Genomic DNA, 14,869 nt, shown 5'->3' on the forward strand with positions numbered 1-14,869 from the left:
GTTTGTGTCCATGCACTCAGCTACACGGAATTGCTTCTCAGTCCCATCTAAACGCCGCCCAGCCCTGACCATCCGCTCCCGTCGACTCGAGGCGCTCGATGCCTGGAATGTTGCCGCCGGTATCAGCTGAAAACGTTGGCACCGGGTGCTTGACGCAGGCCATTAGGGTTAACGTGACAAAACCATCCTTATTACTCTCTGCAGTTCGTTTCATTCGCCGTAGGGGATCCAGATGTTCTTGACCTGCGTAGCATGCCGAAGAAATTCGCGACCCTCGCCCTGATCCTCGTCAAACCAGTTCAAAGCTTTCCCGCCTAAAACCCATGTGCGTTTCAGATTGCCGATCGACGCTCGCTCAACTGCCTCGCCAGCTTGGTCACTCCCAAAATGCCACATCGCATCGACACCAGAGTGCTCGGAAAGAGCTTTCGTCAAGACATCGTGGTCGCCGGTTACGATGTTGACCACGCCACTCGGTAGATCCGATGTTTCAAATACCTGATACAAATCCGTTGCCGCGATTGGGTGGTCTTGCGAAGGCAATGCCACAACACAGTTTCCCATCGCTATTGCGGGGGCCACGAGGGAAACAAACGACAATAGTGGAGCTTCATTTGGACAAGCCATACCAATCACGCCGATGGATTCATTCATGGCCAACGCCGCGCCGCGGATGGGCACTTGATGCACGGCGCCGTCATATTTGTCCGCCCACGCGGCGTAGCAGAACAGCCGATCGATACTTGCCAAGATTTCTTCTTGGTGCTTACCGGTGTTCATAGAGCCCAGTGTTGCGGCAAATTCCGGGGCCCGCGCAGACAAATTTTCTGCAATATAATAGAGAATTTGTGCCCGTGCATGCCCCGTAGTGGTCGCCCAACCAGCGGCGCTCCTCGCTGCTTCAACGGCATTTCGTATGTCTTTGCGGTTTCCTTCGCCAACTTGACCAATTTGCTCGCCTGACGCTGAGAAAATTAGGCGATCATATCCGCTGTCTGGCCGGACCTGCTTGCCGCCAATGTACAGTTTTCTTGTCCGGTCTATTGCGTTCAGCCCAGAACCGCGCTTGGTCGCCAATGGAGGTTTGGATGGTTTTGCTGCTGCAAGAGCCTTCAGGTAAGATGGCTTTAGGTATTCGAACATTCCTTCGCGTCCGCCTTCACGCCCATAGCCGCTTTCGCGGTAGCCACCAAATCCTGCGGCGGCATCAAACAAGTTTGTTGAGTTGACCCATACAATTCCAGCTTTGACCTTTGGGGCAACATCAAGCGCAAGATTGATATTCTCCGTCCACACGCTTGCGGCAAGCCCATAGCGAGTGTTGTTCGCAAGTTCGACAGCCTCGTCCGGCGTTCTGAACGTCATTGCGACCAAGACCGGACCAAATATCTCTTCCTGCACGATTTTCATGGCTGGTTCGGCTGACGACAACAATGTCGGCGGGTAAAAACACCCACCTTCAGGCATGGGGCCTACGGGTTGATGAATCTCCGCGCCTTCTTCTATGCCAAGCCTGACCATTTCTACGATGCGCGATCGTTGCACGGGATCAATAATCGCGCCCATGTCAATTGACTTGTCCAATGGGTTGCCGACGCGCAGCTTGTCCATTCGGGCTTTGATCTTGGTCAGCACAGGCTCAGCGATGCTTTCTTGCACCAGTAATCTTGATCCCGCGCAGCAGACCTGGCCTTGATTGAACCAAATTGCGTCTACTAGACCTTCAACCGCGCCATCGATATCGGCGTCGTCGAAAACAATGAAGGGTGACTTTCCGCCAAGCTCAAGCGTCAGCTTCTTGCCTTGCCCGGCGGTCTGCCTACGAATGGTGCGACCAACATCAGACGAGCCGGTAAAGGCAACTTTGTCGATTTTCCTGTGGCCGGAAATAAGAGCGCCCGTGTCACCAGCGCCAGTTATAATATTGACGACACCCCGCGGCAGCCCGACTTCCTGGCAAAGCTCTGCAAAGCAAAGTGCTGACAGCGGAGTATACTCCGCAGGTTTTAAAACAACTGTATTACCGGCCGCGAGTGCAGGTGCTACCTTCCACGCCAGCATTAACAAAGGAAAGTTCCAAGGGATGATTTGGCCTGCGACGCCGATGGCCTCGTAGTCCGGAAACTCTGACTTGAGCAGCCTGGCCCAACCCGCGTGGTAGTAGAAGTGCCGCGCGACAAGCGGAATATCGATGTCACGCGTTTCTCGGATCGGCTTCCCGTTGTCGAGAGTCTCCAGCACCGACAGTAGTCGGCTGTTCCTCTGAACCAGGCGAGCCAGAGCATACAAGAAGCGGGATCGTCCGGATCCGCCGAGACCTTCCCAATCCGGCTGCGCAGAAGTCGCAGCAGCAACGGCCAGATCCACGTCTCTCTTCGTACCTGAAGACACTTTTGCTAAGACTTGCGATGTTGCCGGATTGTGTGTCTCGAAGAGGTTTTTCGGCGTCGTGAATTCGCCATCTATGAAGTGGCCGAATTGGGAGCCACGTTGCTCAATCCACGCAAGGGCTTCGGCATCACTTTCAGGTGCGGGTCCATATTCCATCGACTTGAAGGCTTCCAAGACAGTCATATTTCCCTCGTTCATGCCAGTGCATGGCGGTTGCTGGACGAGTATGCGCCAGTCACATAGTGCTCCAGTTGCCGTTCGATATCGCCTAACAGGGAAGATGCACCAAAGCGAAAGAGCTTTGGTGAAAGCCATTCATCCCCCAACTCCTCTTTCAGCAAGATCAGATATGAGATGCTGTCTTTCGCTTTCGAGATCCCTCCAGCCGCCTTGTAGCCAATCCTATTCCCTGTAAGCGCGTAATAGTCGCGGATCGCGCGCAACATGACCAAAGTGACAGGGAGCGTGGCATTCACGCTTTCTTTGCCGGTCGACGTCTTTATGAAATCTGCGCCAGCCGCCATGCACACCCAGGAGGCGCGAGCAACGTTGGTGAGCGTACCCAGCTCTCCAGTTGCCAGAATTGCCTTTACATGTGCCCGACCACAAGCTTCTCGATAGTCTCGCATTTCGTGATAGAGCGAAGTCCAATCGGCGTTCAAAACATGCCTCCTGGAAATGACGATATCGATTTCGTCCGCACCGGCGGCGACAGAGTCTTCGATTTCCATCACCTTCAATCGGTGAGGTGACAGACCTGCCGGAAAGCCTGTTGAAACAGCCGCGACCGGAATTCCTGTGCCTTTGAGCGCATCAAGAGCAGTCGCGACCATTTCATGGTAGACGCAGACCGCACCGACACGCAATTTTAGGCTCGTAACGCCCAATTTCTCTTCGAGTTCACGAGAAATTGGTTGCTTAGCCTTGGCGCAAAGCCTTCGAACACGAGCTGGTGTATCGTCACCAGACAAGGTTGTGAGGTCGATGCAAGAGATTGCCTTTAAAAGCCAAGCTGCCTGATGCTCTTTCTTGACGGTCCGGCGGCCAGAAAGCGCCATGCATCGACGCTCAACTGAACTTCGGTTTACGCGCAAGCTTCGGATAAATTCCACATCAAGACTTGTTCCATTGTTCCGTCGAACGCTGATTACCTTGTCTTCTGTCAATTCGGCGATCACGTTGTTCATGTCGATGCCGCTTGCGGCTCACCAAGTCTATCTGCGATCTTCTTGGCTAAGACTTCGGGAGTAAGACCCATTTCAGCATAGACCTCCGGACCCGGGCCGGATATCCCAAAGCCCTGAACCCCATACATATTTTCCTCTGATCCAACATACCGCCCCCAGCCCATCGGTGACGCAGCCTCGATGGCAAATCGCGGCGCGTCTCCCAGTACAACATCCCTATAAGCCGCATCCTGGTTGTCAAAGCACTCCCAACACGGAAGCGAAACAACGGCAGCATCTACACTTTTCTGATCCAAAAGAGCCTTGGTTTGGAGGGCCAAACTGACTTCGGATCCTGTCGCGACTAGCGTCACGTCGCGTTTCGCTTTGGCTTCATGCAGCACATATCCGCCACGTCGCGATGGCATATCCGTTCGATGCGTAAGACGGGCCGACCCGACCGACTGTCGCGCCACCACCATTGCACTGGGTCCCTTATGCGATACCGCGTCATACCAGCATTCAAGCGCCTCCACACCGTCCGCTGGACGATAAACTCGCAAGTTAGGAATTGCCCGCAGCGCGGCGAGGTGTTCGACGGGTTGGTGTGTCGGTCCATCCTCACCAACACCGATGGAATCATGGCTGAATAGAAATACAACTTTGATGTCCATGATTGCAGCCAAGCGGATTGCCGGCCGGCTGTAGTCGCTAAATGTCAGATATGTTCCACCGTATGGAAGCAACCCACCGTGCAGCGCAATGCCGTTCATAGCGGCGGCCATGATGTGTTCGCGAATACCATAGCCGACGTGTTTGCCGGAGTAATTACCAGGGACCACGACTTGCATCCCTTCGGGCTTCGTCAGCACACTTCCAGTCAGATCTGCGGAACCCCCAATTAACTCAGGCATACTCTGTGCAAGGACCTGGGTCGCATAAAGGCTTCCCTTTCTGATCGGGGCGGCCGCGGCTTTGTCCACGGTTTCTGCAATAGCAGCGCGAACCCCGTCTTCCAGAGTCTCGGGAAGGGCTCCATTGATGCGTCGACTGAATTCGTTTTTTAACGAGCTCTCACTATTCTCCAACCGTCTTTCCCAGTCGGCGCGGATCTGGGATCCTCGCTTCCCAGCAATAGACCATTTTTCTCTGATGTTTGCAGGAACAGTGAAGGGAGGATGGTGCCATTTTAGGTTCTTGCGAAGCCCTTCGACTTCCTTAGAGCCCAGAGGCGAGCCATGAACGACCGCTTTGCCCTCTTTCGTTGGCGCGCCAAACCCAATACGCGTTCGCGCAATAATTACGGTTGGCCTATCTGCTCGTTTGGCGTCTTCCATCGCAGCATCGATGTCTTCGTGATCGTGGCCATCAGTAAATAAGACATTCCAGTTTGCCGCCGCGAACCTGGCCGCATGGTCCTCAGAGGTACTGACGCTTGTGGCGCCGTCAATTGTCGTTCTGTTGTCGTCAAAAACAAGCGTAAGCTTTGAAAGCTTCAAATGACCGGCAAGGCTAATTGCTTCTTGGCCGACGCCCTCCATAAGGCAACCGTCTCCGCAAAATACCCAAGTTCTGTGGTCAACGATTCCATCGCCGAACTCAGAGTTTAAGAGTCGTTCAGCAAGCGCAAATCCAACCGAATTCGCCAATCCCTGTCCAAGCGGTCCTGTTGTCGTCTCAATGCCCGGCAAGTATCCAAACTCAGGATGGCCAGCTGCTCTTGAATAGAGTTGGCGAAACCGTTTCAACTCTTCGATCGTAGCACCTTCATAACCCAGCATATGAAGCAAAGAGTATTGAAGCATTGAGCCGTGCCCATTCGACAGAATGAACCTATCGCGGTCCGGCCAATTGGGATGACTGGCGTCGAACTTAAGATGGCGCGTGAACAATACAGTAGCAACATCAGCCATACCCAGAGGCATTCCGGGATGACCTGAATTTGCCCTTTCAACCGCGTCAACAGAAAGAAATCGCAAAGCATTCGACATTTCTGAGATTGTCGTCAGCTGTGATTTGGATTGTCCCGTCACTGTGCGCACCTGTCAGTTCTATTCGCTGATTCCATGGAAAATCCGCATAGGAACCACCATAGCATTTTGTATATTATTTGCAATAATATTTAATTAATGCAAATAATTGCAATTTACGGACGATATTGAAGGTCGAACGAGATACTCGAAAAACCGCTTCCATGCGAAAGTCAGTCACTTTTCGACTTCTGGTAGCGCTGTTTTTCTGAGGTTTTTACCGACGTCGATGAGCAACGATGAAGATATCTACGGCTGCTGAACTGGATCTTTAGTCTGTTCGTGTTTCAGTTCGCAAGAAGCGCCTCTGCGGCGGCTGAATCTGTTCCAAGCACACTGATCAATCCGCCGCGGATAGCCGCCATGATTGCGCGGGTTTTATCATTTCCGATCGCGACACCGAATTTAACTGGGACCGCTGCAAGCTGCTTGAGCGATATCGAAATTGTTCGTGAATCGATATCAGTTGGCGTCACTTCTCCGTTTATGTCGAAAAAACGGGCGCAGATCGTTCCCACTGCATTGTTCTCAACGATATCTTCCAAGAGCTCGCTCGAAAAATGACCGTGCTGAAAAGTAGATGACCCGGGGGTCGTCGATCCAATCCCAATCAGAGCAATGGTTGTTTTTTCGACCAACGAAAAGACTTCCCTATGAGCCTTGGTGCTTCTGAATGCGGCTGCAATCTCACTACTTTCGACAACGGCCGGGACCGGCAAGACCCAGGCGTCACCCCCAATTCTTGACGCGAAGCTTCGACATATTTGGCCAGTTTGCCCAGGTTCCTCGGGTCTGCCCACGCCACCAATCAATGTCACGACGTTGATGTCTGAGGCCCGCGATCTTCGCATATTATCTGCGACTGCTGCCACAGTCTCTCCATTTGAGACTCCAACGATGGCTCCGTCTTTGAGAAACTCACCCAACGCAATTCCAGAGGTTTTGCCGAGCAAAGCCAAAGTATCGTTCTTGTTTTTTTGGCTCGAAACTACGATCGCTGAATCCAAATTGAACTTTCGGGCCAGCTGTCGCTCAAGTTCAAAATTTCTTGAAGCCTGGGCAGCTACTCGAATTTCAACAATCCCGAGCTCCATGGCCTGCTTAAGGTGGCGACTAATAGTAGCGACTGATACACCCATTTCGGATGCAATCTCGCTCTGCGATAAGCCATCCTCATACCGTAGTCTGGCAATTTGCAGCATTGTCTGTTCGCCGCGGTGGGGCCTTGACATCTAATCACTTGCCTTTGTTTTGTGCCGCTATCTGGCGGAACTTTCATACAAGAAAATAGTGTAAAAAATTTCGTTAAGCGAGGGTTATTGTTAGATATTTGCGTAATTGTCAGCGAGGTCAGTCCGATCTGATCGAAACCGGACAGTCAGGCACGCCCATTTCCAAAATCCACTCGGAGAGCCCTATACAAGTTTCGGAAGTCCTTAAGTCGCCCCTCGTACTTCTTTTGCAAGTTAGGGTTGGGTTCAAACGTTCTAAGGACTGGCAAACGCGTTATGATGGACTCCGCTGTTCCGTGATTAACCGATATACGTCCCAATCGCGCTGCACCAAGGGCGGGTCCAAGTTCCGCGCCAGAGTGTTTTACGATCGTAATATTCAGAACTGACGCAATCAAATCGGCTAAAAAGGGTGACTTAGACCCGCCGCCAATCAGCACCAATTCTTTGGGTTGCTCAGCGCCCTGGGCAAGTGCCTCAAGGCCATCCGCCAACGAAAACGCTAAGCTTTCGATGAATGCGAGCGCGATATCTTCTGTTGTACTCGAATGCGTCAGACCAATGACCGCCCCTTTTATTTTGCTGTCATTGTGTGGTGTCCGCTCACCTGAAAAATATGGAAGGGCGAGAAGCTCACCTGGCCCATCGAAACGACTTTCAACCGAGGAAATCATCGAGCTGACGTCGACAATTCCGGTCCATCTTGAGAGAGCGTCCAGAACACTCGTCCCATTGAGTAACGCCGCCATGTGAAACCAGGTGTTGGGAAGCGCATGACAGAAGGTATGGACGAGTTTTTCAGTATGCGGCCGGAAGCTAGAGGAGGGCACTACCACCTGCGCTGATGTTCCCAATGAAACAAGTCCGTGCCTGCTATCGATGATCCCCATTCCAATGCACCCGGCGGCCACGTCTCCTGCACCAGCGGCAATGACCACTCCTCCGGGCAGACCCCACCTTTTGGCCAATTCAGAATCCAATATACCAGTTGGTTGAGCAGACTCGTGAACTTCCGGCAGAATCAAATTCTCGGCTTGGCAAACTTGAATTGCTTGATGAGACCATGTTCTGCGCTTTTGATCCAACAGCCATGAACCTGCGGCGTCCGATACATCGGTTGATCGGCTCCCGCACAATTTAAACCGCACATAGTCCTTAGGGAAAAGTAGGTAACACGCTCGCGCCAAAGACTCGGGATCGTTCCGAGAAAGCCAAAGCAACTTGGGACCCGTGAATCCGGGCATAGCTTTTACGCCAACAATGTCGTCAAGCTCCGGGTGAGTTTCGTTTAGTTCAGCGGCCTCTGCCGCGGCCCGACTATCATTCCACAGCATTGCGGGTCGAACGGGCGCATTATTTCTGTCCAGCAATACGACACCGTGCATCTGGCCTGCCAATCCAATGCTCGCAACTTGTGCCATTTGATCGCGATGACTAAAGGCGAGTTCGTCCAGTCCGGCAGCAACGCACCGAAACCAGTCTTCAGGAACCTGCTCCGCCCACCCCGGCATCGGCCGATTGGTGGCGAAAGCGTGCTCTGTCGATGCAACAATATCCTGAAAATGATCGACCAAAGCGATTTTGACAGCGGAAGTTCCAAGATCGATACCGATGTACATGCTTTAACTCCGACTTTCGGAAAGACAGATCCGTACCAGGCTGGATTGCCCCAATTTTCCTAAGCCAATTCTCGTAAAACACACACAACCATGTCTGGAGTGACAGGCATCGGCTCATTATGGATACTATCACCGTCTCTGCATGCTCTCAACGCGACCTGATGGAGTTGATCATGAGGTGCACTCGGAATTCCGATCTGGCGCAGAGTTGCAGGCAGCCCGATTTTTTCCATCAATGACTTGCATCTATTATACGCTCGACCTTCCACTTCCTGAAACAGCAGTTCGCCCAAAATACCAATTGCGACCTTTTCGCCGTGCAAACTTGAGTGAGTTTCCTCAAGTTCACACAGGCCGTCCTGAATCCCATGCGCAGCCGCTACGCCGCAAGACTCAAACCCCAAACCGCTCAGTAAGATATTCGCCTCGACAACCCTCTCCGTCGCAACCCCGCACGCGCCCTCACGGCATTCTGCAATCGCGCGCTCTCCGAACTCCAACAAAGTGTCTTCGCATAATCGCGCGATTTCAAAAGCCAGTTCTAGCCCCTGAAAACCAAAGGTTTTATCTGCTCCGGAAGCTCTACAGGCATTGGCTTCTATGCAGGTTGCCAGGCCATCACCGATGCCCGCGGCCATGAACCGTGCCGGTGCGGCAGAAATAATGTTGGTGTCCGCAACAACCACATCTGGATTCCGCGCCAGGTTCATAGCTCGGTCGAGCGACCCGTCTTCATTATATATGATTGCCAGTGCACTACAGGGTGCATCCGATGCAGCAATGGTCGGTACAACCATGCAAGGTAAATTCAAACTGTTGGCTACGGCCTTGGACGTATCCAGTGCTTTGCCACCTCCCAGTCCAATAATGCAGTCACTGCGATATTTGCTAGCTTGCCGTTCGAGTGAGGCGATTTCCGCCATCGTACAATTACCACCATGGGTAACAGTTGAGAGCTCGGAATCGTTCCCAAATGCAGATTGGAGTTTTGGCCGCAAAGCTTCGGCGATCCCTCGATCCAAAATGCAAAATGCCCGTAAACCAAAGCTTTTGGCTTCCGCACCCAGTAAGCGAATTGCACCTGGCCCCTGTATATACTTTCCTGGAAATCTCACAGCGCGCAGTGGTACGTGGCCAACGGCTGTTTCACCAACAGACATAGCCGCCATCCACACTGACGATAGAGCCCGTCATCAGACTGGCGGCATCGCTAGACAGAAACGCCACTACCGAAGCGACTTCGTCGGGGTTTCCCATTCTGTTCATCGGCGTGCCGTCGAGCCATGCTCCGTACATTTCCGCGTCGTTCTTGACTAAAGAATTTAATTCGGTGTCGATGTAGGTGGGTGCCACCGCATTTACTCTGACGCCGCGCGGTGCCCACTCAGCTGCAAGAGACCTCGTTAGGTGATGAACTGCAGCCTTGGACGCGTTGTAGTGCGCCTGGCCTTGGGGTTTGTTTACGATAAACCCGGACATCGAGCCGATATTCACGATTGATCCGCTCCCAGCCTTCAGCATTGAAGCGCCAAATGTTCGGCACATCCAATATGTCCCGTTAAGGTTGACGTCTAAAACTTTCAGCCAGCGCTCATCGGACATCTCTTCTGCATCAATGTTGCTGAGTGCAATTCCGGCGCAATTAACGAGGATTCCTACGGTACCATGGTCGGCTAAAACACTATCATGCGCTGACTGAACCGCAGCCGAATCCGTTATTTCCAGGGTCAAACCGACCGCTGAGTGCCCGTCTTTCGTTAATTTTTGAACAAGATCATCCACGCGTTCTTCGTCTAGGTCCGATACGATAACTTTGGCGCCGAATTGGCAAAGCGCCTCAACGATAGAGGCACCAATGCCACCGGTTGCGCCGGTGATGAACGCGGTCTTGCCTGTTAGGTCCAGCTTCTTGTGGTAGTTCACGGTTCGATCCTGTGACAGTTCAATATATGAAAATGGAGACGGAGCGGGAGGAGCTCCGCCTCCAATCACCCTAGAACACCGATTCAGGGTTGTAATATTCATCTATGTTTTCGCTGCTGATAACTGCAGGCTCGGTAACATAGTGTTTCGGAAAATCAGCAGGCAACTCTCCCCGTGAGTGCTCCAGTCCGAATTTCACGGCCAGCCGCGCAAGCACGTCCGGATCGTTCAAGCCGGTTGCGCCATACTCACCAGCTACGATCAGCTCATATGCCTCCCGCTGACCATCTGCGGCCGCCAGAAGCAAGATATCATCACGACCCGCAGCTTTTACTGCGATGTGTGCGCCGAGAACCATGCTGTCGTTTTCACCATAAACGACGTTTATCTCAGGATGAGCCGTTAGAAGATCCTCCATCGCGGTCAAGCCACCTTCTTGAGACCAGCCGCCCCAGCCCTGAGCGACGATGTTAACTGTTGCTTTGCCGTAGTTGACCAATTGGCCTTCTACGAGACCCCAGATCACGCCCATGCGACGGTCTTCGCCGCCCGTATTACCCTTATTCCCGGAGAGAACAGCGATGTTTGCCGGTTCACCACCAAGCTCTTTTGCCAGCCAGTGGCCAACAAGCTTTCCGTTTCCAACGTTTGGAGAATTAATCAGTGTAACGTAATTCGCGTCCATGCTCAGACTGGTGTCCAGAGCAATAACAGTGACGCCTGCCGCGACAGCGTTGTTAACCGCCGGCACGATGCCTTCCACATCTGTCGCGTTAACAATCAGGACATCCACGCCTTGTGCCACATAATCTTCGATGTCCGAGATTTGCTTGAGCATATCGCGCTGTGCGTCCGAAGTAATGACTTTGCAGCCAAGTTTCCCGGCCTCATCAATTACTGCTGCATCCATTGCCGCAAAATAAGGAGCGTTTAGTGTCGGCATCGTTAGCGCCACCGTACAATCCTGAGCACTCGCAACTGAAGCGAAAGCAACACTGGATGTCAGCGCAGCTAAAACTCTGGGTAAGTTCTTCATCTCTTGATCCTTTCAAAGGTGTGTTTTTCGACTTGGGGTCCTATCGCAGAAAATCCTCGCATCGATGAACTGCAGGGCAATTGCATCGACGCCAAAAGAGACAGATCCGTTTTGAAGCCATCCTCCCGCCAACGAATATGTGTCAGCACCCCTCCTTGCGACCAACGACCGCATAGAATCGGCTCGTCCTGTGTCAGTCCTTAAAAGATATAGTTGTTGTCATTTTTTTGCAATAATCTTTTTTAAATGCAAGAACTTGCAATATTGAATTGCTTTAGACTGGAGCAGAAAAGGAGCGGCCAGCGGCAGCTGGCTGTTCCTTATTGATCTGTATGCCACCAGCGGTGCATCACAGTCAGTTCTTGACTCTTGTGACTTCAAAATGGAGCAGCATTGCCACCGCGATGATAATGCCCATCCAGACCTGTTGGTGGTATCCAGGAGGCATCGTCAACTTGCGGGGCTTGTTCTGAAATCGTACCGACCGATATGACAAAGGCCAAACATTCCGGCGCCCTCAAAGGCCACCGTTTCCCGCCTGAGATCATTGCATATGCGGTCTGGTCTTATTTTCGGTTTCCCTTGAGCCTACGCGATGTCGAGGATCTACTTGCGGCGCGCGGCATCATCGTGAGCTATGAGACGATCCGGAAGTGGGTTGGCAAATTTGGTAAAAAGTGTGCCGCTTCCATCCGGCGGGACCGGCCTGCGCCGTCTGATAAATGGCACCTTGATGAAGTGGTCATTCCTATCCGCTGGCGCAAATTCCGGCTTTGGCGCGCGATCGACAGCAATAGCTCCTCTCATCGCTGCAAGCAGCGACTGCCGGGCAACGAACGTTCTCGATATTCTGGTTCAATCGCGCAGGAATACCAAAGCGGCAAAGCGTCTCATGCGTAAATTGGTCAAACACTATGGAGAGCCTCGCGTTCTCATCACTGATAAATTGGGTAGCTATGGTTCCGCGAAACGTAATCTGATCGCGGGTGTCGAACACCGCCGGCACAAAGGCTTGAACAACATAGCCGAGGTTTCACAAAGACAAACCAGGAGGCGCGAAAAGATATTCGGGCGCTTCAAATCACCAAGGCAAGCTCAAATGTTTCTAGCAGCCCACGATCAAATATCTTGTCTCTTTCGTCCACGCCGCCACATCCTTTCCGCCATTTCATACCGACATGCTAGATCAGATGCACACAGTCTTTGGAGCGAATATTCCGCCGAATTGATCGCTTAGATTTTGGGAACTTAGCGCCTCGTTCAAATTGCTCAAATTAACATGACAGTACCCACACGCGACAATTTCACGGCCAACCGAGCCGCTGCTCTCTCCGAGTGGCGCCAAATCCGTTCGGCATAAGTTCCGGCATTCGGTGGCGAACTGAGACCAGTTCTCATCCGTCTGACAGCACCAGCAGAACAGTTTTGCCTTGCGCCTGTGATCTTCCCCTCAAGAATCTAAAGACCAAATGGCCCGGCTAGACTGGCACGTTGATCTTCATTCGACGCATGGCGGTACGCATATCAAAAAAACTTGAATGATCGTTTGTGATGGTTTATGAACGATCTTGGTCGTTGGTGACGATAATTGGCTTTTTAAAGCCCTTGCAACGACTTCACGGGGGGGTGGATATGTCGGAACAATTTGACCTTGCTGCCGTACGGCGTCGAAAAATCGCAGAACTTGTTCGCTCTAACGGCTCGATGAGCAGTCGAGATCTGAGTGATCTGTTCAGCGTTTCCGAGGCGACTATTCGGCGTGATTTAAAAGCCCTTGATGAACAAGGCTCTGTTGTGCGTACCCATGGGGGTGTGCTGACAAATTCCAGCGTCATGGTCGACCTTTCGAACGAAGAGCGAAAGTCGGTTGGTGCCGAGGAAAAGCGACGTATTGGACAGGCTTCTATCGAGTTACTGGCGGGCGACGAAGTGGTTTTTCTTGATGCAGGAACGACCGCGCACGCCATTGCGGCAGTTGCCCACAAAAAACCAAGCTGCACCTATGTCACGACGTCGCTTGGGGTCGCGAACCTTTTGCAGGCCCAGCGAATTGCGCAATTCTATACGATTGGCGGCTCATACCAGCCTGTGAACGATTCATTTACGGGCACTTTGGCTATTTCAGCGCTGCGGTCGCTCTCATTTGACATCGCCTTCTTGTGTTGCTCGGCGATTGACGTCGACAGGCGCTCAATCAGTGTCGCCAGCGAAGCCTATGCGCAGATGCAAAAAGAAGTGATTTCCAACACGCGCCGCCGCTATGTCGTGGCCGACACAAGCAAGTTTAAGCCAAACGCCTTTATGCAAACTGCCCGGTTCGACCAGATTTCTGGCATCGTTACAAACCAGGAGGTCGACGATGAAATCCTCGCACAACTTGAAGACGCCAATCTAGAGCTGGTGCTGGTATGAAAAGCACTGGCGCGTCACTGAGTGTTAAGGGGCTAAAGAAAAGTTGGGGGCCCACAGAGGTTCTGACTGGCATTGATTTTGATATTGAGCCCGGTGGTTTCCTGACACTCCTGGGACCATCAGGGTGCGGAAAAAGTACAGCACTTCGGCTGGTGTCAGGCTTGGACGAAGTCAGCGGTGGAAGCATCCTGATCGACGGCAAAGACGTCACCAAAGTGCCTGCCGACCAGCGCAATATAGGCATGGTCTTTCAGAACTATGCTCTATTTCCCCACATGACGGTCGCAGAAAATATCGCCTACGGCCTGAAAGTTCGAAAGGTTGCGAAACCGGTACGGGAAGCCTCTCTTGAACGCGTAGCAGAGTTGATGTCACTTGGGCCGCTTTTGGATCGAAAGCCCGCGCAGCTATCCGGTGGGCAACAACAGCGCGTCGCGCTTGCGCGCGTTCTTGTGTCAGAGCGCCCATTGGTTTTAATGGACGAACCGTTGTCCAATCTTGATGCAAAGCTGCGCACTGAAATTCGCAGCGAAATCAGGGCCCTGAACAAATCTCTTGGGATTACCGTCGTTTATGTAACTCACGACCAAAGTGAGGCCCTGTCGATGTCCGACACTGTCGTATTGATGAACGCAGGCCGGGTCGAACAGGTGGGCACTCCGAAAGAGCTTTATGATGTGCCCGCCACTGTATTTTCAGCAGGTTTCATCGGCACGCCGCCAATGAACCTGTTACCGGTCGCAGACGTCAGTCTTCCAGATGGAGTGGCCGCGTCATATGGCAATGACCCAGCCGATCTTTTGATTGGCGTACGTCCGGAAAGCATGCAGTTCCCTGCTGGTGGCGCGGACTATTCCGCCTCGTGCCGGATCACCAGCATAGAATATGAGGGCAGCGTCTCGTTGCTGCATCTGACGTCGAAATCTGGTGCGAGCTTCATCCTATCTCACTCCGGCGATACCCTGCCATCTCTGGAAGAAGAGATCACCGTCGGCTGGACGCAAAGTGCGACGCATCTATTTTCGAAACGTACAGGCGAACGAGTTTTAACATCATCATA

Annotated in this window: 10 protein-coding genes and 1 pseudogene; 3 read left to right on the top strand and 8 right to left on the bottom strand. The window is 52.5% G+C overall.

Features of this window, described 5'->3' with window-relative positions; all coding sequences use genetic code 11:
• Positions 1–210: 210 nt before the first annotated feature.
• The 8 genes from Q1B15_RS08245 to Q1B15_RS08280 form a co-directional block, all read right to left on the bottom strand.
• Positions 211–2,574 carry an aldehyde dehydrogenase family protein gene (locus tag Q1B15_RS08245; RefSeq protein WP_299752825.1) on the bottom strand — a complete coding sequence of 788 codons (2,364 nt, stop codon included), beginning with the start codon at positions 2,572–2,574 and terminating at the stop codon, positions 211–213.
• An 11-nt stretch (positions 2,575–2,585) separates the two neighbouring features.
• Positions 2,586–3,578, bottom strand: a complete 993-nt coding sequence (gene deoC, locus Q1B15_RS08250) for a deoxyribose-phosphate aldolase (protein WP_299752828.1) — start codon at positions 3,576–3,578, stop codon at positions 2,586–2,588.
• Positions 3,575–5,548, bottom strand: a complete 1,974-nt coding sequence (gene tkt / locus Q1B15_RS08255) for a transketolase (RefSeq protein WP_299752852.1) — start codon at positions 5,546–5,548, stop codon at positions 3,575–3,577. The genes deoC and tkt overlap by 4 nt, the downstream gene beginning before the upstream one ends.
• A gap of 326 nt (positions 5,549–5,874) precedes the next feature.
• A complete protein-coding gene (locus tag Q1B15_RS08260) occupies positions 5,875–6,789 on the bottom strand; it encodes a sugar-binding transcriptional regulator (protein WP_299752831.1) in 915 nt (304 codons plus the stop codon).
• Positions 6,790–6,965: 176 nt separating this feature from the next.
• A complete protein-coding gene (xylB, locus tag Q1B15_RS08265; protein WP_299752834.1) occupies positions 6,966–8,438 on the bottom strand; it encodes a xylulokinase in 1,473 nt (490 codons plus the stop codon).
• Positions 8,439–8,497: 59 nt separating this feature from the next.
• The gene (locus tag Q1B15_RS08270; protein ID WP_299752837.1) at positions 8,498–9,598 is read right to left on the bottom strand and encodes a glycerol dehydrogenase; all 1,101 of its coding nucleotides are present in this window, start codon (positions 9,596–9,598) and stop codon (positions 8,498–8,500) included.
• Positions 9,585–10,361 (bottom strand): SDR family NAD(P)-dependent oxidoreductase, encoded by a 777-nt coding sequence (locus tag Q1B15_RS08275; protein WP_299752840.1) that lies wholly within the window; start codon positions 10,359–10,361, stop codon positions 9,585–9,587. Before Q1B15_RS08275 ends, Q1B15_RS08270 begins: the two co-directional genes overlap by 14 nt.
• A 70-nt stretch (positions 10,362–10,431) precedes the next feature.
• Positions 10,432–11,397 carry a substrate-binding domain-containing protein gene (locus Q1B15_RS08280; RefSeq protein WP_299752843.1) on the bottom strand — a complete coding sequence of 322 codons (966 nt, stop codon included), beginning with the start codon at positions 11,395–11,397 and terminating at the stop codon, positions 10,432–10,434.
• Between the two features lie 489 nt (positions 11,398–11,886).
• Between Q1B15_RS08280 and Q1B15_RS08285 the strand changes: the two are divergent.
• The 3 genes and pseudogenes from Q1B15_RS08285 to Q1B15_RS08295 form a co-directional block, all read left to right on the top strand.
• Positions 11,887–12,634 (top strand): annotated as a pseudogene (locus tag Q1B15_RS08285) (IS6 family transposase).
• Between the two features lie 395 nt (positions 12,635–13,029).
• Positions 13,030–13,809, top strand: coding sequence for a DeoR/GlpR family DNA-binding transcription regulator (locus Q1B15_RS08290; protein WP_299752846.1), 780 nt, complete (start codon positions 13,030–13,032; stop codon positions 13,807–13,809).
• Positions 13,806–14,869, top strand: a 1,064-nt coding sequence (locus Q1B15_RS08295) for an ABC transporter ATP-binding protein (protein ID WP_299752849.1), incomplete at its 3' end; no start/stop codon positions are given. The genes Q1B15_RS08290 and Q1B15_RS08295, both read left to right, overlap by 4 nt.

It is taken from the genome of uncultured Boseongicola sp. (assembly GCF_937988555.1).
Taxonomy (GTDB): domain Bacteria; phylum Pseudomonadota; class Alphaproteobacteria; order Rhodobacterales; family Rhodobacteraceae; genus Boseongicola.